22 protein-coding genes and 1 pseudogene are annotated in these 22482 nt (G+C 67.4%); 17 read left to right on the top strand and 6 right to left on the bottom strand.

Annotation, left to right across the window (positions count from 1 at the left end):
- Both VK682_RS04740 and VK682_RS04735 read left to right on the top strand, forming a co-directional pair.
- The coding region (locus tag VK682_RS04740) for a hypothetical protein (RefSeq protein ID WP_324781515.1) at positions 1-362 on the top strand (362 nt) is incomplete at its 5' end.
- A 1-nt stretch (position 363) separates the two neighbouring features.
- Complete coding sequence (locus tag VK682_RS04735) at positions 364-492, top strand: hypothetical protein (protein ID WP_324781514.1); 129 nt, start codon at positions 364-366, stop codon at positions 490-492.
- A 79-nt stretch (positions 493-571) separates the two neighbouring features.
- On the opposite strand, the gene VK682_RS04730 is transcribed toward VK682_RS04735, so the two are convergent.
- On the bottom strand, positions 572-1672 hold the full coding sequence (locus VK682_RS04730) for an aminotransferase-like domain-containing protein (protein ID WP_324781513.1): 1101 nt from the start codon (positions 1670-1672) through the stop codon (positions 572-574).
- Between the two features lie 114 nt (positions 1673-1786).
- On the opposite strand from VK682_RS04730, the gene VK682_RS04725 reads away from it, so the two are divergent.
- The gene (locus VK682_RS04725; RefSeq protein WP_230796259.1) at positions 1787-2647 is read left to right on the top strand and encodes a DMT family transporter; all 861 of its coding nucleotides are present in this window, start codon (positions 1787-1789) and stop codon (positions 2645-2647) included.
- Between the two features lie 22 nt (positions 2648-2669).
- Here the strand turns inward: VK682_RS04725 and VK682_RS04720 are convergent, their stop codons facing one another.
- Positions 2670-3713, bottom strand: a complete 1044-nt coding sequence (locus VK682_RS04720; RefSeq protein WP_230796260.1) for a pyridoxal-phosphate dependent enzyme — start codon at positions 3711-3713, stop codon at positions 2670-2672.
- 171 nt (positions 3714-3884) lie between these two features.
- Between VK682_RS04720 and VK682_RS04715 the strand changes: the two genes are divergently transcribed.
- Entirely contained in the window at positions 3885-4346 is a 462-nt protein-coding gene (locus VK682_RS04715) for an Lrp/AsnC family transcriptional regulator (protein WP_089844839.1), read from the top strand.
- Positions 4347-4350: 4 nt separating this feature from the next.
- Here the strand turns inward: VK682_RS04715 and VK682_RS04710 are convergent, their stop codons facing one another.
- Positions 4351-5118 (bottom strand): IclR family transcriptional regulator, encoded by a 768-nt coding sequence (locus VK682_RS04710; RefSeq protein WP_269061992.1) that lies wholly within the window; start codon positions 5116-5118, stop codon positions 4351-4353.
- Positions 5119-5303: 185 nt separating this feature from the next.
- Here VK682_RS04710 and VK682_RS04705 point away from each other — a divergent pair.
- From VK682_RS04705 to VK682_RS04670, 8 genes and pseudogenes are all read left to right on the top strand, one after another.
- Positions 5304-6884 (top strand): annotated as a pseudogene (locus VK682_RS04705) (ABC transporter substrate-binding protein).
- Between the two features lie 93 nt (positions 6885-6977).
- A complete protein-coding gene (locus VK682_RS04700) occupies positions 6978-7829 on the top strand; it encodes an alpha/beta hydrolase family protein (protein ID WP_230796262.1) in 852 nt (283 codons plus the stop codon).
- Entirely contained in the window at positions 7826-9439 is a 1614-nt protein-coding gene (ggt, locus tag VK682_RS04695) for a gamma-glutamyltransferase (protein WP_207543558.1), read from the top strand. The genes VK682_RS04700 and ggt overlap by 4 nt, the downstream gene beginning before the upstream one ends.
- An 18-nt stretch (positions 9440-9457) precedes the next feature.
- Positions 9458-10432 (top strand): ABC transporter permease, encoded by a 975-nt coding sequence (locus VK682_RS04690; protein WP_230796263.1) that lies wholly within the window; start codon positions 9458-9460, stop codon positions 10430-10432.
- Positions 10433-10438: 6 nt separating this feature from the next.
- The gene (locus tag VK682_RS04685) at positions 10439-11362 is read left to right on the top strand and encodes an ABC transporter permease (protein ID WP_089844831.1); all 924 of its coding nucleotides are present in this window, start codon (positions 10439-10441) and stop codon (positions 11360-11362) included.
- The gene (locus tag VK682_RS04680) at positions 11359-12330 is read left to right on the top strand and encodes an ABC transporter ATP-binding protein (protein WP_230796264.1); all 972 of its coding nucleotides are present in this window, start codon (positions 11359-11361) and stop codon (positions 12328-12330) included. The genes VK682_RS04685 and VK682_RS04680 overlap by 4 nt, the downstream gene beginning before the upstream one ends.
- Positions 12327-13355 carry an ABC transporter ATP-binding protein gene (locus tag VK682_RS04675; protein ID WP_230796265.1) on the top strand — a complete coding sequence of 343 codons (1029 nt, stop codon included), beginning with the start codon at positions 12327-12329 and terminating at the stop codon, positions 13353-13355. The genes VK682_RS04680 and VK682_RS04675 overlap by 4 nt, the downstream gene beginning before the upstream one ends.
- Before the next feature lie 11 nt (positions 13356-13366).
- The gene (locus tag VK682_RS04670) at positions 13367-14401 is read left to right on the top strand and encodes an AbrB family protein (protein WP_230796266.1); all 1035 of its coding nucleotides are present in this window, start codon (positions 13367-13369) and stop codon (positions 14399-14401) included.
- Positions 14402-14449: 48 nt separating this feature from the next.
- Here the strand turns inward: VK682_RS04670 and VK682_RS04665 are convergent, their stop codons facing one another.
- Positions 14450-14779, bottom strand: coding sequence for an NIPSNAP family protein (locus VK682_RS04665; protein WP_089844824.1), 330 nt, complete (start codon positions 14777-14779; stop codon positions 14450-14452).
- Between the two features lie 161 nt (positions 14780-14940).
- On the opposite strand from VK682_RS04665, the gene VK682_RS04660 reads away from it, so the two are divergent.
- Positions 14941-15684, top strand: coding sequence for a FadR/GntR family transcriptional regulator (locus tag VK682_RS04660; protein ID WP_230796268.1), 744 nt, complete (start codon positions 14941-14943; stop codon positions 15682-15684).
- A 25-nt stretch (positions 15685-15709) separates the two neighbouring features.
- On the opposite strand, the gene VK682_RS04655 is transcribed toward VK682_RS04660, so the two are convergent.
- A complete protein-coding gene (locus VK682_RS04655; protein WP_324781512.1) occupies positions 15710-16063 on the bottom strand; it encodes a cupin domain-containing protein in 354 nt (117 codons plus the stop codon).
- 18 nt (positions 16064-16081) lie between these two features.
- Entirely contained in the window at positions 16082-17470 is a 1389-nt protein-coding gene (locus VK682_RS04650; protein ID WP_230796272.1) for an NAD(P)/FAD-dependent oxidoreductase, read from the bottom strand.
- A 209-nt stretch (positions 17471-17679) separates the two neighbouring features.
- Between VK682_RS04650 and VK682_RS04645 the strand changes: the two genes are divergently transcribed.
- The 4 genes from VK682_RS04645 to VK682_RS04630 form a co-directional block, all read left to right on the top strand.
- Entirely contained in the window at positions 17680-18534 is an 855-nt protein-coding gene (locus tag VK682_RS04645) for a MurR/RpiR family transcriptional regulator (protein ID WP_230796275.1), read from the top strand.
- A 95-nt stretch (positions 18535-18629) separates the two neighbouring features.
- Positions 18630-19751, top strand: a complete 1122-nt coding sequence (locus VK682_RS04640) for an ABC transporter substrate-binding protein (RefSeq protein ID WP_230796276.1) — start codon at positions 18630-18632, stop codon at positions 19749-19751.
- A gap of 89 nt (positions 19752-19840) precedes the next feature.
- Positions 19841-21526 (top strand): ABC transporter permease, encoded by a 1686-nt coding sequence (locus VK682_RS04635; protein ID WP_165616738.1) that lies wholly within the window; start codon positions 19841-19843, stop codon positions 21524-21526.
- A partial coding sequence (locus VK682_RS04630; protein WP_324781511.1) for an ABC transporter ATP-binding protein occupies positions 21523-22482 on the top strand: 960 nt, incomplete at its 3' end. The genes VK682_RS04635 and VK682_RS04630, both read left to right, overlap by 4 nt.

Below are 22482 nucleotides of genomic sequence, written 5' to 3'. Positions count from 1 at the left end.
CGAACGCTCAGGTCTTCTACCCCCCACTGGGCAGCACCTCCGGAATCGTGCCACTGAGCGCTGATGGCTCCGGGATCGACTCCGGATGGAGGGCGCTGGTGTTCACGGTTCGGGAAGATGGCGTCGCTGCGGTGGGGCGGAACGGACAGCTCGCCTCGAAAACCTATGCCGAGTTGGGCGCTGACCCGAGCGGCACCGCAGATTTTTGTCAGTTCGGGAAGAACAGCACCACTCAGGGCATTGGCGCGAGCATTGCGTTCCTCGGTTTCCACACGCGGGCGATGAGTGATGACGAGATGGTAGCCTACCGCCGGGGGCTCGTGGCCTTCGCCGCAGGCAAGGGCCTGACGATCGACGCATGACATGATCCCCGCGCTCCTCACCGCGCTCTCGCGGCACTATCTCGACGCCTATGCCGTGCTGGTAGTGGGGCCGCGTGGCGGCGCCTATACCATCACGGCAAGCGGGAACAAAAACTACGGCGGGTGCTGACGTCCGTCCGCGAAAAAATGGAGTTGACGGTTGCTGCCACCGTCAACTCTCCAGAAGCACCGGCTAGCCTTCCCTGACATCAATCAGCACCGGGAAAAAATTTCCGTCCGGAAGTTGTTGTAGCTATGTCCGGAAGCTGGCGCGCCGCTACACTTGGCCCGCCAAAATTGGTGGCCACCTGCAGATCGGTCAGCGCGGCGATCAGGTCGGGCGGGCCCGCGACATAGCCGCAGCGGGCGGCAGCCGACAGCGTCTTGGAAAAGCTGCCGATGCGGATGACCCGCTCCAGCCCGTCCAGCACGGCAAGGCGCGGCGACGGTTCGGGCTCCAGCGCGGCAAAGGTTTCGTCCTCGATCACGGTCAGGTCATGCGCCCCCGCCAGCACCAGCAGCCGATGCGCGGTCTGCGCCGTGAGCGTGCCGCCGGTGGGATTGTGCAGCGCGGAATTGGTGATGTAGAGCCGGGGCCGATGCTCGGCCAGCGCCGCCGCGAACAGGTCCAGATCCGGCCCCGAGGCCGTGAACGGCACAGAGACGATCCGCACCTTGTGGACCCGCAGCAGCGCCTGAAAATTGAAATAGCAGGGGTCATCCACCAGCACCGTGTCGCCGGGGCGCAGCAGATAGCGGCAGACAAGGTCGATGGACTGCGACCCGGAGGGCGTCAGCAGAAGCGCGTCGGGGCCGATCTCCAGCCCTTCCTCGGCGCAGTGGCGGGCAAGGATGCGGCGCAGCCGGGGCGGGCCAAGGCTGCTGCCATATTCGGCCAGCAGCGCGTCGGGGGCACGGGCAAGCTGGCGCAGCGCCCGCCGCAGCGCGGTCTGCGGCATCCAGTCCGGGGGCAGCCAGCCGCATCCGGGTTTCAGCACCCCGGCCCCGGCATCCAGCGACTGGCGCGAGACCCAGAACGGATCCACCGCGCGGTCGCGCTGCGGCCCCGGCGCCCGCAGATCCAACGAGGGCGCCACCCCCACCACATAAAAGCCCGACCCCGGGCGGGACCGGATCACCCCCTCGGCGGCCAGCCGGTCATAGGCTTCGACCACCGTCGAGGGTGACACTCCCATCACCGCCGCGAACCGCCGGATCGAGGGCAGACGCTCTCCGGGGGCAAGGGCGCGTGTCGCCAGCCTGCGGCGGATCGCCTCCATCACCTCTGCCGTGCGCGATGCCTGTGCCATGGGGCCAAGTGTATCCTTCGTGCGATCCATACAGTTTGGCGCAATTGTATGGGTCTGTCCCTGTCCCCGCCAGCGGCAAATCCCTATCCGGGAAGGAACCACAAGGAGCAGGTGATGACGCAGACAGGTGCGGGCTGGGGCAGCGGGATGCTCGGGGTGATCATATTCAGCGGCTCGCTTCCGGCGACGCGGGTCGCGGTCGGGGGCTTCAGCCCGCTGTTCCTGACCTCCGCCCGGGCGGTGATCGCCGCCCTGCTGGGGGCTGCGCTTCTGCTGCTGCTGCGTCAGGCATGGCCGCAGCGGCGCGACCTTGTCCCGCTTGCCCTTACCGCTGCGGGGGTGGTCGTGGGCTTTCCGCTGCTGACGGCGCTGGCGCTGCGCCACATCACGTCGGCGCAGTCCATCGTCTTTATCGGGCTGCTGCCGCTCGCCACAGCCCTTTTCGGCGTGCTGCGCGGCAGGGAGCGGCCCCGCCCCGTCTTCTGGCTGTTCTCCTGTGCCGGAAGCCTTGCCGTGGCGCTGTTTGCCGGATGGCAGGGGGATGGCGGCACGCTGACCGGCACCCTGCTGATGCTGGGCGCCATCCTGATCTGCGGTCTGGGCTATGCCGAAGGCGCCACCCTGTCCCGCCGTCTGGGAGGCTGGCAGGTGATCTCCTGGGCGCTGGTGCTGGCGCTGCCGGGCATGGCTGCGGTGATGCTGGCCAGCTGGCCCGCGGGGTTTTCAGAGGTCAGCCTGCCGGAATGGCTGGGGCTTGGCTATGTGTCGGTCTTCAGCATGCTGGTGGGATTTATGTTCTGGTATCGCGGTCTCGCGCTTGGCGGGATCGCGGGCGTGGGCCAGCTGCAGCTGCTGCAGCCCTTCTTCGGTCTGGCGCTGGCGGGCCTGCTTCTGGGCGAGCCGGTGGCAGGGTCGATGATCGTGGTCACGGCGCTTGTCGGTCTTTGTGTGGCGGGGGCCAAGCGCTTCGCCTGACCGCCACAAAGGCCGCGCGCGGTCAGCCCAGTTCCGGCCCCTCGCTAAGGATGGCCAGCACCCGCGCGTCGGGGGGCAGGTCGAGCCCCGCCAGCAGCGCCGCGACCCCGGCCCCACCGGAGGCGGTCGTGGCAAGGCCGTGCCGGGCCAGCAGGTCGACGCCGCGCTGCGCCTCCTCCTCCGAAATGGTGGCGATCGCGTCGGCATCGCGCGCCAGCCCGTTGAGCGCGATTAGCGACGGCGTCTTGCAGTCGAGCCGCCCCATGATCGAAATGGGGCCCTGCGTGTCCACCACCCGGCCCGCGCGCAGGCTGTCGCGCAGCGCCGGGGCCGCCTCGGGCTCCACCACCACGATCTGCGGCGCCTGCCCCCAGACATGCCGCGCATGGGCGGCCACGGCAGCGGCGAGCCCGCCCACCCCGGCCTGCAGCAGGATATGGGTCGGCGGCGCGTCGATCTGCGCGGCAGCCTCGGCGGCCAGCTGCAGATAGCCTTCCATCACGCGCAGGGGCAGCTCGGTATATCCCGGCCATGAACTGTCCGACAGCAGTGTCCAGCCCTGCACCTCCGCCGCGCGGGCGGCTTCCCGCATGCTGTCCTCATACGTGGCGCCGGAGCGCACCACCTCGGCCCCCTTGTCCTGCAGCCGGGTGGCAAAGGCGTCCGGCACGGTCTCGGCCAGATGGATCACCGCGCGCGCGCCAAAAAGCCGGGCGCCCGCCGCCACGGAAAGGCCGTGATTGCCCGCGCTGGCGGTGACATAGACCCGCCCCCGCAGCGCATGGCGCAGATCCTCTGCCCCGGTCGCTGCCGCCTCGCGCGCGATGGCATGGGCGGCGCCAAGCGCCTTGAAGCTGCCCAGCCCCATGCGCGCGCGCTCGTCCTTCAGCCACAGCGCCGCGATCCCAAGCTCTGCCGCCAGATCCGGCGCGGGACGCAGGGGGGTCGCCGCATGGGCCGGACAGCGCTGCAGCAGGGCCGCCACGTCGCCCGCCTCTGCCAGCGGCAGCAGCCCCGCCTCGTCAAGCCCTTCGCCGCGCCACGGGTTCCGGAAGATATGCACCATGAGTAGCTCCTTTCACTGTTCCAGAGCCTAGCGCAGACGCGGCTGCCGGTTCCGGAAATCTGCGCCACCCTTGGGCCGGTTTCCGGACCGGCAGGCGCGAACCGCGCGCATTTCCGGACCGGGCGGCAGTTCCTGCTTCGCTTTGGGACGATTCTGCGCGATCCCTGCCGCATGGACAGATTTGATGCCCTCCTCCTCGAGGCGTTGCAGCGGAATGCCCGCGCCACCGCCGAAGCCCTGTCAGAACAGGTGGCACTGTCGCCCGATGCCTGCCGCAAACGGCTGGCGCGGCTGCGCGCCAGCGGCATCATCGAGGCCGAGATCGCCGTGCTGGATCCTGCGCGGGTCGGGCGCGGGCTGATCCTGATCGTCGAGGTGACGCTGCAGAACGAACGCAAGGCGGATCTGGACCGGTTCAAGACCGCGATGCAGGCCGCGCCCGAAGTGATGCAGTGCTACTATGTCACCGGAAACGCGGATTTTATCCTGATCCTCTCCGCCCGCGACATGGCCGATTACGACGCCTTCACCCGCCGTCATTTCTTTGCCGAAGACAACATCCTGCGCTTTCGCACCAGCGCCGTCATGGACCGGGTCAAGACCGGGTTTTCCCTGCCGCTCGACAGCGCCTGAGCCCTCAGACCGCCGCCTCGTCTTCGGACCAGCCAAGCGCCCGCGACAGCCGCTGCGCGGCGGAGGTGGCGATGCGGATGATGTGCTCCAGCTCCGACTCGCGGATGCGGAAGGCCGGGGCCACCACATGGATCGTCGCCACCACGGAATTGTCGAGCGCAAAGACCGGGGCCGCGCAGGACACCTGATGGTCGCTGACCTCGCCACGGCTGACGCAATAGCCCTGCCTGCGGATTTTTGTCAGCTCTTCCAGAATGGCGGCGCGGGATTTGGGCGTGTGCGCGGTCAGCGCTGGCGGCTTCAGCGGCACGCAGCGGTCGATGAACTCCTGCGGCTGGAAGGCCAGCAGACATTTCGGAGATCCGGCATAAAGCGGCCTGCGGCGCCCCACATTCGCATGCACCCGCAGATCGCGCGACGGCTCCGCCTTGGCGATGCAGAGCGCATCAAGCCCGTCGACGATGCGCAGCTGCACCGTCTCGTTCACCCGCTGGCAAAGTTCCTCGAGGATCGGGGTGGCAAGACGAATCACATCGGTCTGGGTGCTGGCCGTGATGCCAAGCACCAGCATGGCCTCTCCCAGCCCATAGGTGCTTTCACTGGTCCGTTTGATGATCTTGCGCTGTTCCATTGTGTGTAACAGACGGAAGGCACGGGACTTGGTCACCCCGGTTTTTTTCGCCAGTTCCGTTACGCCAATGTTCGGCTTGCGCGCAACGGCCATCAGCAGGTCAATCGCTTTATCTACTGATTTGACTATATAATCCTGCATCTCGCCTCGCCTGGAAATTGCTTTCTACCAGTGAACTTATGCGTTTCATTTAACGAAACAAGCGTAAAATAAAATTGACACATAGGCCTCACGTTTCGTTTTGTCGGGGCATCGGCGATGGCCACATCCCGATCAAAACGCCCAGCCGAAGGCGGGCAGACATCCAGCAAGGGAACCTGACATTGATGCATTCCATGACCCGGCGCCGCTTCCATGGCTCCGTCCTCGCCCTGGTCGCCGCCACTGCCAGCCCGGCTTTTGCTCAAGAGGCGCATCTGTCCATCGGCATGGCTGCCCCGATCACCTCGCTTGATCCGCACGAGGATTCGAATTCGCCGAACAACGCCGCCAGCCGCCACATCTGGGACAGCCTGATCAACCGGGGCGGCTCCGCCGAGAACAAGCCGCAGCTGGCCTCAGAATGGGAGATCGTCGATGACACGCACTGGCGCTTCAAACTGCGCGAGGGCGTGACCTTTCACGACGGCTCGGCCTTTGACGCCGAGGACGTGATCGCCTCGCTGATCCGCGCCCGCGACAAGGAAAGCCAGGCCTTCGCCGCCTATACCCGCAACATCGCCGAAGTCACCGCCGAGGATCCGCATACGGTCGTGGTGGAAACAACGGCGCCCGATCCGATGATCCTCAACTCGCTGAGCCGGATCCGCATCATCAGCTCCGACTATGCCGAGGCCGGTGTCGCCGAGTTCGAAAACGGCCCCGCCGCCGTGGGCACCGGCCCGTTCAAGCTGGTCTCCTACACCCCCGGCGACCGCATCGAGCTGGAGCGCAACGACGACTAATTCGACGGCCCCTCGGAATGGAGCAAGGTCACGCTGCGGCTTGTGCCCGATGACGGTGGCCGCCTTGCCTCGCTGCTGGCGGGCGATCTGGACCTGATCGAGAACCTGCCCGCCGAGGGGGTCGCCCGGGTCGAGTCCAGCGACGGGCTCGAGGTGATCCGCGGCCAGTCGACCCGGCTGGTCTATCTGGGCATGGACGTGTCGCGCGACGTGTCGCCCTTCGTCACCGCCAAGGATGGCACGCCGCTGGACAGCAACCCGTTCAAGGATGCACGGGTGCGCAAAGCGCTGCTGATGGCGATGAACCGCGAGGCCATCGTGGACCGCGTGATGCAGAAAAACGGCACCGTGGCGCATCAATACGTGGCCGAAGGCTTCTTTGGCCATTCCGACGAGGTCGGGAACGTCGCCTATGATCCCGAAGGCGCCAAGGCGCTGCTGGCCGAGGCGGGGTATCCCGACGGCTTCGGGATGACCATCCACGGCCCGTCCGGGCGTTATGTGAATGACAGCGAGGTGCTGCAGGCCGCAGGCCAGATGCTGAGCCGCATCGGCATCGACACCAAGGTCGAAGTGATGCCGTGGTCGGTCTATTCCAACAATTATTCGGACGGAGAATATTCGCTGTTCCTCGGTTCCTGGGGCGTGAACACCGGCGAGGTGTCGAACCCGGCGCTGGCGGTGGTCGCGGGCCGCGATGCCGACAAGGGCACGGGCCGCTACAACGGCGGCGGCATCAACGTGACCGAGATCAACGACCTGCTGGAACAGGCGACCTCGACGCTTGACGAGGCGGACCGCGAACCGCTGCTGCAGCAGGTCTCTGCACTGACCTTCAACGATACGTGGCTGCTGCCCATGCATTACGAAAACGTGGTTCTGGGCGCCAAGAGCAGCATCGAGTTCACCCCGCGCAGCGACAAGTACACGCTCGCCTACGAGGTGCACGGCAGCGTCGAATAACTCCCCGACTGCGGGGGGCGGCAGGTGCTGCCCCCCGCCTTTTGCCGCGCCCTCCCACGCGGCACGGACGACCCTTCCCCCACAGGAGATCCCATGCAGGAGCTTGCACCGGGCGGCGCCACAGAGCGCGCCCGCGCGATTTACGACTATGGCGACACGGCGATCTTCGCCTCCAGCGCCGATCCGCGGTTTCACATGCTGCTTTACGTCCCCCCCGCCGCCGCAGAGGGGCGCAAGGTCGACCTGCTGGTCGCGGTGCACGGCACCGGACGCACCTCGGCGCTGGAATTCCGCGACGGCTTTGCCGAATTCGGGCTCTACAATGACTGCGCCATTCTCTGCCCGATCTTTCCGGTGAACGTGCGCGGCGACGGCGCACGCTCGGGCTACAAATACATGCGCGAGGGCGACATCCGCTACGACGAGGTGGTGCTGGCCATGGTGGCCGAGATGGCCGAAAAATACGGTCAGGACTGGTCGCAATTCGCCATGTTCGGCTATTCCGGCGGCGGGCATTTCACCCATCGCTTCGCCATCCTGCACCCGGAAAAGCTGTGGGCCGCCTGCATCGGCGCGCCGGGATCGGTGACGCTGCTTGACCCGGACCGCGACTGGTGGGTGGGCATTCGGGATCTGGCCGAAAAGTTCGGTCGCCCCTTCGATGCCGCAGCGCTGGCAAAGGTGCCGGTGCAGATGGTCGTGGGCGGGCTCGATCTCGAGACATGGGAGATCACCCACAAGCCCGGCGCCACTTATTACATCGAGGGCGCCAATGACGCGGGCGCGACCCGGCCGGAACGGCTGCGCAGCCTGCAGAAATCCTTCGAGGCGGCGGGCGTCCGCGTCACCTTCGACGAGGTGCCCGGCGTGTCCCATGACCGGCTCAAATGCCTTGGGCCCGTCAAGGCCTTCCTGACCCGCACGCTGAAGGAGATGCGCGCATGATCCGCAACGCCACCATCGTGGCGCCGCAGCCCGAAGCCGTCGAGGCCGGGGCCGAGGTGCTGGAGCGCGGCGGCAATGCCGTCGACGCGGCGCTGGCCTGCGCCTTCGTGCAGGGCGTGGTCGATCCGCAGATGTCGGGCATCGGCGGCTTCGGCTCGATGCAGGTCTATATGCCAAGCCGCGGCCTGCACGAGATCCTCGAATTCTACGCGCTGGCGCCCGCCGCCGCGACCCCGGACATGTGGCTCGACAAGCTCAAGGGCCAGAGCCGCGACGGGTTCGGCTTCATCCTCGAAAACAACATCTCCGAAATCGGCTATCTCGCCTGCTGCACGCCCGGCTCGCTCAAGGGGTACGAGACGGCGCTGCGCGAGTATGGCAGCTGGGACTGGGCCGACCTGATCGCGCCCGCCATCCGCTATGCCGAGGACGGCTTCAAGATCCGCCCGCACATGCACTGGTACTGGACCAAGGACCAGACCGCCGACGGGCAGGCCAACACCATGGACAAGCTGCGGTTTTCCGAAACCGGCAGGCGCGTCTATTTCCATCCAGACGGGCAGCTGCGCAATGTCGGAGAGATCCTGCGCAACCCCGATCTTGGCCGCACGCTGCGCCGCGTCGCCGAAAGCGGCGGCTCTGACATCTTCTATCACGGCGAGATCGCCGAGCAGATCGCTGCGGATTTTGCCGCCAAGGGCGGGCTGATCGGTCTGGAGGATCTGGCGCACTATGCCGTGACCAAGGCCGAACCGCTCTGGGGCAGCTATCGCGGCCACCGCATCGCCTCCAGCCCGCCGCCGGGATCGGGCCTGCCGATGATCGAACTGCTGCACATCCTCGAAAATTTCGACCTTGGCGCGATGCGTCACGGGTCCAGCGACTATGTGCGCACGCTGTTCGAGGCGATGAAATACATGACCATCGACAAGGACGCCCATATGGGCGATCCGGCCTATGTCGACGTGCCCGTGGAGGCGCTGCTGTCCAAGAGCCATGCTGCGGATCTTGCCGCGCGCATCCGCAGCGGCGACCGGGCCAATGTCGAACGGCTGGACCTGTCGCAGCGCGACACCACCCATATCTCCGTGGTCGACAAGCAGGGCAATGCCGTGGCCCTGACCCATTCGCTGGGCTCGCCTTCGGGGGCGATCACCGACGGGCTCGGCTTCATGTATAACGGGCTCATGGGCCGGTTCGACCCGCGCCCGGGCAAGGCCGCGTCCATCGCGCCGCGCAAGCGCCGCGCCAGTTCGGCGGCCCCCACCATCGTCTTTGACGGCGACGCCCCCGCCATCGTCATCGGGGCGCCGGGGGGCAGCTATATCGCGCCCACCGTGGCGCAGGGCATCATCAACATGCTCGATTTCGGCATGGGCATTCACGAGGCGGTGGCAGCGCCGCGGCTGGTGGGCGTGTCCAACAGCATCGACATCTGCAACCGCATCCGCCGCTCCGTCGCCGATGACCTGCGCGCGCAGGGCTACGAGGTGGTGCGTTCGCCGCAGACCTATGCCTTCGCCGCCCTGCACGGTATCCGGATCAAGGACGGGGTCTCCTCGGGCGCGGCGGATCCGCAGCGTGACGGCATGGCGATCAGCGTCGACTGAACCCGGAGGAGCAAGCCCATGATCACCACCCTCATACGCCGCGCGATTCAGGCGGGGTTCGTCATCTTCGCGATGACGCTGATCGTCTTTCTTGGCCTCAACGTGATCGGCAACCCGGTCGACATCCTCATCAATCCCGACCTCAATCAGGCCGAACGGCTGCGCGTGATGCAGAATCTCGGGCTCGACCAGCCGCTCTGGCGCCAGTATCTGAGCTTTCTGCACGGGCTGACGCAGGGCAACTTCGGCGACAGCTTCGTCTACAGCAAGCCCGCGCTGGACGTGATCGTGGAACGCCTGCCCGCGACGCTGGAACTGGCGCTCTGCGCCATGCTGATCGCGCTGGTGGTGGGCCTGCCGCTGGGGCTTTACGCCGGGCTTTATCCTGAGCGGCTGTCGTCGCGGCTGATCATGACCGGCTCCATCCTCGGGTTTTCGCTGCCGACCTTCTGGGTGGGGCTGATGTTCATCCTGCTCTTTGCGGTGCAGCTGGGCTGGCTGCCCTCCAACGGGCGGGGCGAGACGGCGGAGTTTCTGGGCGCGCGCTGGTCCTTTCTCACCAGCGACGGGCTGGCGCATCTGTTCCTGCCCGCGCTCAACCTCGCCCTGTTCAAGACCTCGCTCATCCTGCGGCTGACCCGTGCGGGCGTGCAGGAGGTGGTGATGCAGGATTTCGTCAAGTTCGCCCGCGCCAAGGGCCTGCGCGAGAACCGGATCGTGCTGGTCCACATCCTCAAGAACCTGATGATCCCGGTGGTCACCATCATCGGGCTGGAATTCGGCTCGCTCATCGCCTTTTCCGTGGTGACCGAAAGCATCTTCGGCTGGCCCGGGATGGGCAAGCTCATCATCGACAGCATCAACCTGCTGGATCGGCCCGTCATCGTGGCCTACCTGATGATGATGGTCGTGCTGTTCGTGTCGCTGAATTTCATCATCGACATCTGCTATACGCTGCTGGACCCGCGTGTCCGGCTCGACGGCAAGGGATAATCCGCCATGGACACCAAGCTCGCCGACGCCGCGGATATCGCGGTGACCGAAGCGCCGCCACCGCGCCGCGTCTGGCCCGCGATCCGGCGCTTCTTTTCCGCCCCCGCCGCCCTGCTTGGCGCGGTCGGACTGCTGCTGGTCATCGGAGCCGCGATCTTCGCGCCGCTGATCTCGCCGCAGGATCCCTATGACCTGATGCAGCTCGACATCATGGACAGCCGTCTGGCGCCCGGATCGGAAAGCTTTTCCGGCGTGCCCTATCACCTTGGCACCGACGGGCAGGGCCGCGACATCCTGTCGGGTATCCTCTACGGGCTGCGCACCTCGCTGATCGTGGGCATCGCCTCGGCATTCGTGGCCGCGCTGATCGGCACCACGGCGGGGCTGATGGCCGCCTATATGGGCGGACGCACCGAGACGTTCATGATGCGGCTCGTGGATCTGCAGCTGTCTTTCCCGACCATCCTGATGGCGCTGATGGTGCTGGCGATCCTTGGCAATGGCGTCACCAACGTGGTGCTGGCGATCATCGTGGCGGAATGGGCGACCTATGCCCGCACCGCGCGCGGCACGGCCCTGGTCGAGCGCGAAAAGGAATATATCGAAGCCGCGCGCTGCCTGCGCATCCCCGGCCATCGGGTGCTGCTGCGCCATCTGCTGCCGAACTGCCTTGCGCCCATCATCGTCATCGCCACGATGCAGGTCGCCCGCGCCATCGGGCTGGAGGCCACGCTGTCCTTTCTGGGGCTTGGCGCCTCGGTCACGCAGCCCTCGCTCGGCATGCTGATCGCCAATGGCTATCAGTATCTGCTCTCGGGGCTCTACTGGATCAGCTTCTATCCCGGCATCGCGCTGCTGATCACCATCGTCTCCATCAATCTCGTCGGCGACAGGCTCCGCGACGTGCTCAACCCGAGGAACGCCCGATGACCCCGCTGCTCGACGTTCGCGACCTTGTGACGGTCTTTCCCAGCGACGGCCGGGATCTGCGCGCCGTGGACGAGGTGTCGCTGCAGGTGCACCGCGGCGAGGTGCTGGGGCTCGTCGGCGAAAGCGGATCGGGCAAAAGCGTCACCGGCTTTTCGATCATGGGGCTTGTCGATCCTCCGGGCCGCATCGCCGCAGGGCAGATCCTGTTCGACGGCAGCGATCTTGCCAAGGCCGATCCCGAAACCCGCCGGTCGCTGCGCGGGCGGCGCATCGCCATGGTCTTTCAGGATCCGATGATGACCCTGAACCCGGTGCTGCGCATCGGCACCCAGATGACCGAAACCCTGCACGCGCATGAAACCCTGTCCCGGCAGGAGGCCCATGCGCGGGCCCGCGACGCGCTGGGTCAGGTGGGCATCCCCAGCCCCGAGGAGCGGCTGGCGGCCTATCCGCACCAGTTCTCGGGTGGGATGCGGCAGCGGGTGGCCATTGCCATCGCCCTGCTGCACCGGCCCGACCTCATCATCGCGGACGAGCCCACCACCGCGCTCGACGTGACGATTCAGGCGCAGATCATCTCGGAATTCCAGAAGCTGACCGAGGATCAGGGCACGGCGGTGATCTGGATCACCCATGATCTGGCCATCGTCTCGGGGCTCGCTGACCGCATTGCCGTCATGTATGGCGGGCGCATCGTCGAGACCGGCCCGATCACCGAGGTGCTGCAACGACCGCGCCACCCCTATACGCGCGGTCTGATCCGGTCGGTCCCGTCGGAAAACACCCGTGGCACCCGGCTGGCACAGATCCCCGGGGTCACGCCCGGTCTGGCGCGGATGCCGCAGGGCTGCGCCTTCCGCACCCGCTGCGCCCGCGCCGACAGCACCTGCGCCGAACGCCCCGGCCGCTTTGGCACGGACCAGACCTATCACCGCTGTTTCCACCCGCATGAGGAGGCGCTTGCGTGAGTACGAGCCTGACCGAGACCCCCGCCACCGCCCCCCTGCTGGACCTGCGTCAGGTGTCCCGCACCTTCGGCAGCCGCCCCGATCTGGCCGCACGCATCGCCATCGCGCTTGGTGCGGCCAAACCTGCCCCCGTGGTCCATGCGCTGGATGAGGTCAACCTGACCGTGCGCAAGGGCGAAGTTCTTGGGCTTGTGGGCGAATCCGGCTGCGGCAAATCCACGCTCGGGCGCATCGCCGCCGGGATCCTGCCGCCCTCTTCGGGGCAGGTGCTGTGGAAAGGCGAGGACCGCCAGCGCCTGTCCGGACGGCAGCTGCGCGATGCCGATCTGGCCGCGCAGATGATCTTTCAGAACCCGATGGCGGCGCTCAACCCGCGCATGAGCATCGAGACGCTGGTGGCCGAGGCGCCGCAGATTCATGGCCTGATCCAAGGCGACCGCAGCGCCTATGTGGACGATTACCTGCGCAAGGCGGGCTTCGATCCGGCGATGAAACGCCGCCTGCCGCACCAGTTTTCCGGCGGGCAGCGCGCGCGGGTCAACATCGCGCGGGCGCTGGCGGTGCAGCCGGATTTCCTTGTCTGCGATGAAAGCGTCGCGGCGCTCGACGTGTCGATTCAGGCGCAGATCCTCAATCTTTTCATGGACCTGCGCGAACAGCTTGATCTGACCTACCTGTTCGTCAGCCATGATCTGGGCGTGGTCGAACATATCTCTGACCGGGTCGCGATCATGTATCTGGGCCGCGTCGTCGAGGAGGCTCCGGTTGCGGAGGTGTTCGCGCGGCCCAACCATCCCTACACGCAGCAGTTGCTGGCCGAGGTGCCGCGCATCCGTCCGGGCAAGCGCCGCTTCGCCGCGATGAAGGGCGAACTGCCAAGCCCGCTTGACCCGCCGAAAGGCTGCCACTTCCACCCGCGCTGCCCCATGGCGCATGAGCGCTGCCGCGTCGAGGTTCCCAAGCGGCGGAAGATCGCGCCCGGCCACAGCTCTGCCTGCCACCTCAACGACCAACAGGCGGCATGACGGCGGGGCGCATGGGGGCCCTGCGCCCGAGCTTTGCCATGGCGCTGGCGATCGGCACGATGGGGGGCGCGCTGTTCACGCTGATCGGCATGCCGCTGTCATGGATGCTGGGCGCGATGACCGCGACGGGGCTCGCCTCCATCCTGCATCTGCCGGTGAAGGGCTGGGCCCGCGCCCGTCCGCCGATGTCGGCGGTGATCGGGGTCATGCTGGGCTCGCAGTTCGGCCCCCATACGCTGGAAACTGCCGCCGACTGGTGGCCCGCGCTGGTCGCGCTTGCCGCCTATCTGCTGGTCTCGGCGGTGCTCTGCACCGTCTATCTGCGGCGCATGATCCGCATGGACGGTCCCACCGCGTTCTTTTCGGCAATGCCCGGCGGGCTGATCGACATGGTGCTGCTGGGGGCCGAACGGGGCGGCGATGAACGCACCATCGCGCTCATGCATTCCTCGCGCATCTTTCTGGTCGTGCTGGGCCTGCCGCCGCTGATGACGCTGGTGACCGGGGCCGATCCCGGCGCGCGCGTCGCGGCATGGCGGCCTCTGGCGGAGATGGGGCTGCTGGATGTCGCGTTCTTTCTGGGTGCCATTGCGCTTGGCACCGGGCTGGGTCGCCTGCTGCGGATGCCCGCGCCCTTCCTGATCGGGCCCATGCTGGTCAGCATGGCGCTGCACTGGACCGGTGCCACCGGGTTCACCGTGCCAAGCGGGGTGATCGCCGTGGCGCAGATCGTGCTGGGCACCACGGTCGGCTGCCGGTTCGCGGGCACCTCCAGCCGCCGCATCCTGCATATCCTGCTGACCTCCGCCGGATCCACGGTGATCCTGCTGGGGGTGGCGCTGCTGTTCGCGCTGGGGCTGCAATATCTGATCGATGTCCCGGTGGAGGGCATCCTGCTGGCCTTTGCCCCCGGCGGGCTGGCCGAGATGAGCCTTGTCGCGCTGGCGCTGAACCTCGAGGTTTCGTTTGTCGTGGTCAGCCATATCAGCCGGATCGGCATGGTGATCCTTGGCGCGGGGCTGGTGTCGCGCAGAAAAGCGCCCTGACCGGCGGCCCCGCGCGCCGCGCCTGTCGCGGCGGCGGGGGGCCTTGGGTCACTCCGTGCCGGGCAGGGTGAAGAACGGCGCGGGCGTCAGGATCGAATTGACCTGCGAGGTCAGATAGCCCGCCTCGGCGCTCAGCCGCAGATAGGCCTGCCAGTCCGGATCAGCGGCCAGCGCCGCGCGGCAGTCGGTGCGGTGCTGCGGGCTGTCATAGCGCCAGACATGCACATAGCTGTTCACGTCGCCGGTTTCGGTCGCGCCATACAGCACCGGCGCCCCCAGATGCCGCGACTGCGCGGCAAAGCCGTGCTCTTCATAAAGCGCCATGTGTTTTTTGATGGTGCCGGGGCGGCAGGTATAGATGCGGTGGTCAAAGATCATGCAAAGGCTCCTGTGAGGGGGGAGGGAACGCGGCGGAGGCCGGCACCGCCGGTTTCTGCCGCGTTCCCTCCCCTTGCGTCAGCCTTTCTAGCCATATGTCTGGTTGTCTGACAACAGGGCGGCTGGTAGAATGTGCGAGTGCCGTCCCCTTAGGAGCCACCATGCCAGATGCCGCGCCGCTGTTCGAAAGGATCGACCGCCCCCGCCGCCTGCCGGACGAGGTGGCGACCGCGCTGATCGCGGCCATCGAGACCGGACAGCTGAAACCCGGAGACCGCCTGCCCACCGAGGCGGATCTGTCGGCACGTTTCGGCGTCGCCCGCACCGTGGTGCGCGAGGCAATCTCGCTGCTGCGCTATGACGGGCTGGTGGATTCGCGGCGCGGAGTCGGCGCCTTTGTCACGGATCCGGCGCAGCGCTCGGCCTTCCGCATCAGCCCCGCCTGTTTCGAAAAGCGCAAGCGCATCGTGCAACTGCTGCAGCTGCGCACCGGGGTTCAGGCCGAGGCCAGCGCGCTGGCCGCAGGGATGCGCAGCAAGGCTGACATGCGCGACATCGACCGGATCTTCGCCGAACTCGAGGCCGCCGACCGGCTTGGCCCCGAAGCGGCGCTGGATCTGCGGGTGGACAGCGAATTGATGCTGTATCGCCGCATCGCCGAGGCCAGCGGCAACGGCTATTATGTCGAGGTCACGCTGATGATCGAAAGCACGATCCAGAACAACCTGCGCTCGGCCTTTCTGAAGAATGCCGCCGCCTGCGAATTTGGCGCCAGCATCCTTGGTGAACACCGCGCCGTGGTCGAGGCGCTGCGCGCCCGCGATGCCGAGGCTGCGCGGCAGGCCACCCGCACAAGGTTCGACCGCGCCGCCACCCGTCTGGCACAGCGCGCAGATTTGCGCTGACCGTCGCGGCCCTGCCCTCCGGCGTTCAGCCTTCGAAAAAGACGTAGATCTTGCGCGTGTGCTCGGTGATTTCCCACGTGCCCTTCCAGCCCTTGGGCAGCAGGATCGCATCCCCCGGCCCAAGGGTTTTCCGCGTGCCGTCAAGATGGGTCATCACGATCCGGCCTTCCAGAAAATAGCAGAATTCCGCCGCCGCCGAACGGTCGGCGGTGAACTGCCCCGGCGTGCATTCCCAGAGCCCGATCTCCAGCTGGCCATCGGGCGAGGTCCAGAGCGGCTGCGCCGCCTCGCTCTGGCCGGGGGTCAGGGTGGTCGGCTTGTCCTGCAGCGCGCCAAGGTCGATGCCGGACAGGGCGGTGAAGACGGACAGATCGATCATGGCATTCTCCTGCGGCGGCTAACGCCCGGTCAGCGTGTTGGCCAGACTGGCCAGAACGGAGGTGGTCCTGCGGCCCGAACGGGCCTCAAGGCGGTCGGCAAGATGATAGAGCCCGTACATGCCGTGCACCCCCAGCCAGCGCAAGGGCTCTACCTCCCATCTGCGCGGGCGGCGGTTGACCCAGGGCAGCGCGGTGCGCTCGGTCTGCCGGTCCAGCACCAGATCCGCCAGCGTCTGCCCCGCAAGGTTCGACGTGGAGACGCCTAGCCCGACATAGCCGCCCGCCCAGCCGATGCCGGTGGCACGGTCCATGCCTGCGGTGGCGCACCAGTCGCGCGGCACGCCCAGCACCCCGCACCACGCATGGTCGATGGCGAGCCCCCGTGTCTGCGGCAGCATCCGGTGCAGGATCCGGACCAGCGCCGCGACGGTGGCAGGCTGCGTCTGGCCGTTCACATCGGTCGCGGAGCCGAAGCGATAGGGCACGCCGCGCCCGCCCATGGCGATGCGGTTGTCGGCGGTGCGCTGCGAATAGCAGTAGGCGTGGCTGGCATCCCCCAGAAGCTGGAACCGGTCCCAGCCGATCTGCTGCCACAGCGCGTCAGGCAGCGGCTCCGTCACGATCTGCGCGGAATTGAGCGGCAGCCATTCCCGTTCCTGCCCCTTGATGCCATGGGTGAATCCTTCGGTCGCGCGAAGGATCCGCTGGGCCCTGACCGTGCCGCGGCTGGTCGACACGCGGCCCTTTTCGATGCCGGTGACGGCGGTCTGTTCATAGATCCTGACCCCGCGCCGTTCGACCAGATCGGCAAGGCCGCGCACCAGCTTGGCAGGCTGCACCCGCGCCACACCGTGCCGGACCAGCGCGCCATGGGCATCCGGCACCCGGATGCGCGCGGCGGCCTCTGCCCCGTCGATCAGCTCGAGCCGGCTGGCGGGCACGTCCCATGACAGGGCTTCGGCGTGGTCCTGCTGCAGGCGCTGCCATTGCGCCGGGGTCTGCGCGTAGGTCAGGCAGTCGGTCATCAGGAAATCGCAGTCGATGCCATGCGTCTCGGTCACCCGCTGCACCTCGGCCACGGTATCGCGCAGCTGCCGCTCGAACGCGATGACACCGGCGCGGGTGCCAGTCGACAGATAGCTGTCCCGGTTCCAGCTGAATTCGCCGGTGCACCAGCCGCCATTGCGGCCAGATCCGCCGAACCCCGCAAATTCTTTCTCGACGATCACGATGCGCAGGTCGGGATCCCGTTCGGTCAGGTAATAGGCCGACCAGAGCCCGGTATAGCCCGCGCCGATGATGCAGACATCCGCCTCCAGATCGCCGGGCAGCGGCGCGCGATAGCCGGGAACACCGCCAAGCGCCTCGTACCAGAAGGAAACTCCGCCGTTTTTCTTGGCCATCATGGGTCCGTCCTGTCCGTGGCCCCGTCTTTGGGGGGGGGCCATGACGGCCCTGCCCCGCCAAGCGTTAGCCCGATTTCCGTCACGCGTCCAAGACAGATCGCCGGACGCGGCCCGGCACCTCTCTGGGCCGGTGCGAAATTATGATGTAGGCAGACAGGCAGCCGCGCTTTCCCTCCGGAAAGACCGGCAGGATCAGCGAGGGAGACGACATGGCGCAGGCGATGGACATGATGGCGCGCATCCGCGACCGGGCGGTGGTTCTGACGCAGTCGGAAGAGCGTCTTGTCGCCGAACTGGTCAAGGCGCCGCGCGATGTGGCGCTGCTGTCGGCGGCGGCCTTTGCCGAACGGGCGGGGCTGCACGAGGCGACCTGTTCGCGGCTGGCGCGCAAGCTGGGATATGACAGCTATGCCGCCTTCCGGCGCGCGATGCAGCAGGCCTATCTGGGCGGCGAGCCCGCGACGCGGATGGCCAGCACGCTGAGCGAGGCGGGAGAGGATCCGCTGCGCCACCTGATCGCGCTGGAAACCGCCTCGCTGGGCCGTCTGACCGATCATGTGGACGCGGCACAGATCGCGGCGGCGGCGGAAATTCTGGACGGGCGCCGGGTCTTTGTCTTCGCCCATGGCAACGCCAGCGTGCTGGCCGCGCAGGCGGAACGGCGGCTGCAGCGCATGGCGGTGGACGTGCGGATGCTGGAAGGCAGCGCCCGCGATCTTGCCGAAACCGCGCTGGGGATCACCGGGCAGGATGCGGTGCTGCTGTTTGCCTTCCGCCATCAGCCGCCCGGTTATGCCGCGCTGATGGACCGGGCGCGGCAGGTCAGCGCCCGGACGCTGGTCATCGCCGACGAGGTCGGCCCGCTGCTGCGGCCTGCGGCGGAAGGCATGCTTGCCGCGCCGCGCACCGGCGTGCCGGACGGGTTCCAGACGCTGACCGTGCCCATGCTGATCCTGAACGCGCTGATCCTTGCGCTGGGGCGGCGGAGCGAGGCCATCTCCTCGCTGTCCGATCTGGGCGCGCTGATCGCGAGTTTCGAGGCGGACGGGGTGACGCGCAAATAGGTGGGGGATTTTCTGCAAGTTATCTTGCATGTCATAAATGTTTTGCAAGATAAGCCTACACAGAGGGTGCAACGCCCCCTGACCCGAGGTTTCCCATGCGACTTATGACTTCGACCCTTGCCGGTCTCGCCCTGACCACGCTCGCCCTGCCCGCTGCCGCGCAGGATCTTGACGGGCTCTCCGCCGCCGACCTGCTGCCGCAGGCGCAGGCCGAAGGCAGCGTGACCGTCTATTCCTTCACCAGCCGCATCGGCCGGGTCGAGGAGGCTTTCGAGGCCGCCTATCCCGGCATCGACATGATCGGCTACGATCTGTCCTCCACCGAACAGATCACCCGGCTGAAGGCCGAGGCGGCAGCAGGCCAGACGGTGGCCGACGTGATCTATGTCTCCGACACGCCGGTGGTCACCACCGAGCTTCTGGAAAGCGGCCTTCTGTCCCCCTATGTGCCGCCGCGCGTGGCAGAGCTTGTGCCCGCGCAGTTCACATCGCCGCTTCTGGCGCAGCGCCTGTCGACCAAGGTTCTGATGTATAACGAAGAAACCTATCCCGACGGCGCGCCGGTCGACAGCCTGTGGGATCTGACCCGCCCCGAATGGGCAGGCAAGGTGGTGATGGTCGATCCGCTGCAGCGCGGTGACTATCTGGATCTGATGACAGAGATCGTGCTGCGCGCCGAGGAAATGGCCACCGCCTATGAGGCGGAATTTGGCGCCCCGATCGAGCTCGACAGCGGCCTGCGCTCCGCAGGCGAGCAGTTCATCGCGGATCTTTTCGCCAATGATCTGGTGCTGGTCGGCTCCACCGACGATGTCAACGCGGCCATCGGCACGCTGGGACAGGAGGCGGCCCCCATCGGCTTCACCAGCTATTCCGACCGGCGCGACAATGCCGAAGAAGGCTGGGCGCTGCAGGTGGCCAATGAGGTGGCCCCGGCCAATGGCATCGTCTTTCCGGCGGTTCTGGCGCTGACCGCCGCCCCGCAGAACCCCGCCGCCGCGCGGCTCGCCATCGATTTCCTGATGGGCGATGACAGCGACACCGGCGGCGCGGGCTTTGCGCCCTTCTACGTGGCCGGAGACTGGGCGACGCGCACCGACATCACGCCGCATCCGGATGCCATTCCGCTCGACCAGTTCAACGGCTGGCAGATCGACGCCGTCAAATCCGCAGAGATCCGGGCCGAGGTCGCCGACCTGATCCTGACGCTGCAGTAATCTGCCCCGCCCCTCCGGGCCACCTAAGGATGCGGGCCCCCGCGGGGGCCCGCCTTTTTTGCCACCCTGCCCTGCCTGCGGAGACCGTGATGATCCTGCCAAAGCGCCTTGGCCTGACCCTTGTGGTGCTGGTGCCGCTGATCCTGCTGGTGGCGGCGCCGCTGCTGTCGATCCTGGGACAGACGCTTGGCAGCGCCGCATGGTCCGACGTGCTGGTCAGCCGCCTGTCGCGCAACCTGACATGGGAGCCCTTGGGCAATACGATGATCCTTGGCCTTGGCACCGCCATCGGATCGCTGCTGATCGGCGGGTTTTTCGCATGGCTGGTGGTGATGACCGACGTGCCGCTGGCGCGCACGCTGGGGGTGCTGGCGACGCTGCCCTTCATGATCCCCAGCTTCGCCACCGCGCTGGCATGGTCGAGCCTTTTCCGCAACAGCCGCACCGGCGGCAGCACCGGCATGCTGGCGGGGCTGGGCTTTGACAGCCCCGACTGGCTGGCCTGGGGGCTGCTGCCCACGCTGTTCGTGCTGATCGCGCAGTATTATGCGCTGGTCTTCACCGTGGTCGCGGCGGCGCTCGCCTCGCTCAACGGCGATGCCGTCGAGGCGGCAGAGATGTCGGGCGCTCCGCGGCGCCGCATCCTGCTGGGGATCGTGCTGCCGATGGTCACGCCCGCGCTGCTGGCGGGGGCCTCGCTTGCCTTTGCCGCCGCCGTGTCGAATTTTGCCGCCCCCGCGCTGATGGGCCTGCCGGTGCGGATGCAGACCCTGTCCACCCGCCTGTTCGGCATGATCGAGATCGGGCAGGCCGAACGGGGCTATGTGCTGGCGATCCTGCTGATCCTCGTCTCAGCCGCCCTGCTGGGGGTCGGCAACCGGCTGCTGGTCGGGCGGCGCAGCTTTGCCACCATCTCGGGCAAGGGCGCGCGGCGGCACCGGATGAAGCTGGGCCGCGCGCGCTGGCCGCTCTGCTGCACCGCCATGGCGATCTGCTTTGTCACCACGCTTGGCCCGATCCTGCTGCTGGTCGCCGCCAGCCTTGCGCCGCAGGGATCCGCGCTTTTTTCGGACTGGACGCTGCAGTTCTGGACCGGCGCCGCCGATCCCGATTTCGCCCGCGGTCAGGCCGGGATCTTTCGCAACCCGCAGATCGTCAAGGCGCTGGTCATCACGCTGGGGCTGGGCGTGGCGGTGGCGGTGGCGGCGGTGATCCTTGGCGTTCTGGCCGCGCTTGTGCTGACCGGCCCGCGAATCCGCGTCCTGACCGAGACGGTCAACCAGCTGTCCTTCCTGCCGATGCTGCTGCCCGGCATCGCCTTTGGCGCCGCCTTCATCGTGCTTTACGGCGCGGGCTTCGGTCCGGTTCCGGGGCTTTACGGCACGCCGCTGCTGCTGGGGCTGGCGCTGACCGCCGCCTCGCTGCCCTTCGCGGTGCAGACGGGCCGTGCGACCGTGGCGCAGATCGCGGGCGACATCGACGAGGCGGCGCGGATGACCGGCGCCTCCTTCCCGCGCAGGCTGGTGGCGATCACGCTGCCGCTGGCCAGCCGTGGCCTGATCGCGGGCGCGCTGCTGGTCTTTGTCAATGTCGTGGGCGATCTGGCCATCGTGGCGCTGCTTTATACCCCCGACACCCCCGTCCTGTCGGTGCTGTCCTACCGCTACGCCTCTGACGGGTTCCAGCAATTCGCCAATGCCATCACCGTGGTGATCCTTGCGATCTCGGTCGCGGCGACGGCACTGGCCCAGCTTCTGAAAGGACGCCGCCCATGATCGCCATTGACCGGCTGACCAAGGATTACGGCACGGGCCCGGTGGTCCGCGACATTTCGCTGTCGGTGCGGCCCGGCGCCTTTCTGGTGCTGCTCGGCCCCTCGGGCTGCGGCAAATCCACCATCCTGCGCATGCTCGCGGGGCTGGAGGCGCCGACCGCAGGCACCATCCGCTTCGGCGACCGGCTGGTGGCCCAAGGCGGCGCGCTGTCGCTGCCCGCCGAAAAGCGCGGCGCGGGGCTGGTGTTCCAGTCTTACGCGCTTTGGCCGCACATGACGGTGGCGGGCAATGTCGACTGGCCGCTGAAGGTGGCGGGCATGGCCGCACCGGAGCGGCGCAGACGGGTGGGCGAAGCGCTGGAGATGATGGGCATCGCCGAGCTTGCGGGCCGCCATACCGGCGAGATCTCGGGCGGGCAGCAGCAGCGCGTGGCGCTGGCGCGGATGATCGCGCCGCGCCCGCCGGTGATGCTGTTCGATGAGCCACTGTCCAATCTCGATGCCGCGCTGCGGGTCGAGATGCGGCATGAACTGGCGCGGATCCATACGGAAACCGGCGCCACCTCGGTCTATGTCACCCATGATCAGGTGGAGGCGATGACGCTTGCCACCGATGTGGCGGTGCTGAACCGCGGACGCATCGAACAGTTCGCGCCGCCGATGCAGCTTCTGGACCAGCCCGCCAGCGCCTTTGTGGCGCGGTTTGTCGGCACCCCGCCCGCCAATCTGGTGCCGGTGCGGGGTGGCGCGTGGTTTGGCCGCCATCCGGCACCGCAGCTTGCGGGCCGGACCGGGCTTGCGATGGTGCGGGCCGAGGATCTGCGCCTGACCGACAGCCCCGCCCCCGGCAGCCTGCCCGCCGAGCGGATCGAGGTGATCCCGATGGCGGGGCAGTGGCTGGTCACCGCCCGGGTCGAGGGCCAGCGGCTGACGGCTGTGGTGCCGCGCGGCACCGCG

Origin of the sequence: Salipiger marinus (assembly GCF_035481585.1) — a bacterium.
GTDB lineage: Bacteria > Pseudomonadota > Alphaproteobacteria > Rhodobacterales > Rhodobacteraceae > Salipiger > Salipiger marinus.
This window is presented reverse-complemented; position numbering and strand designations above follow the sequence as displayed.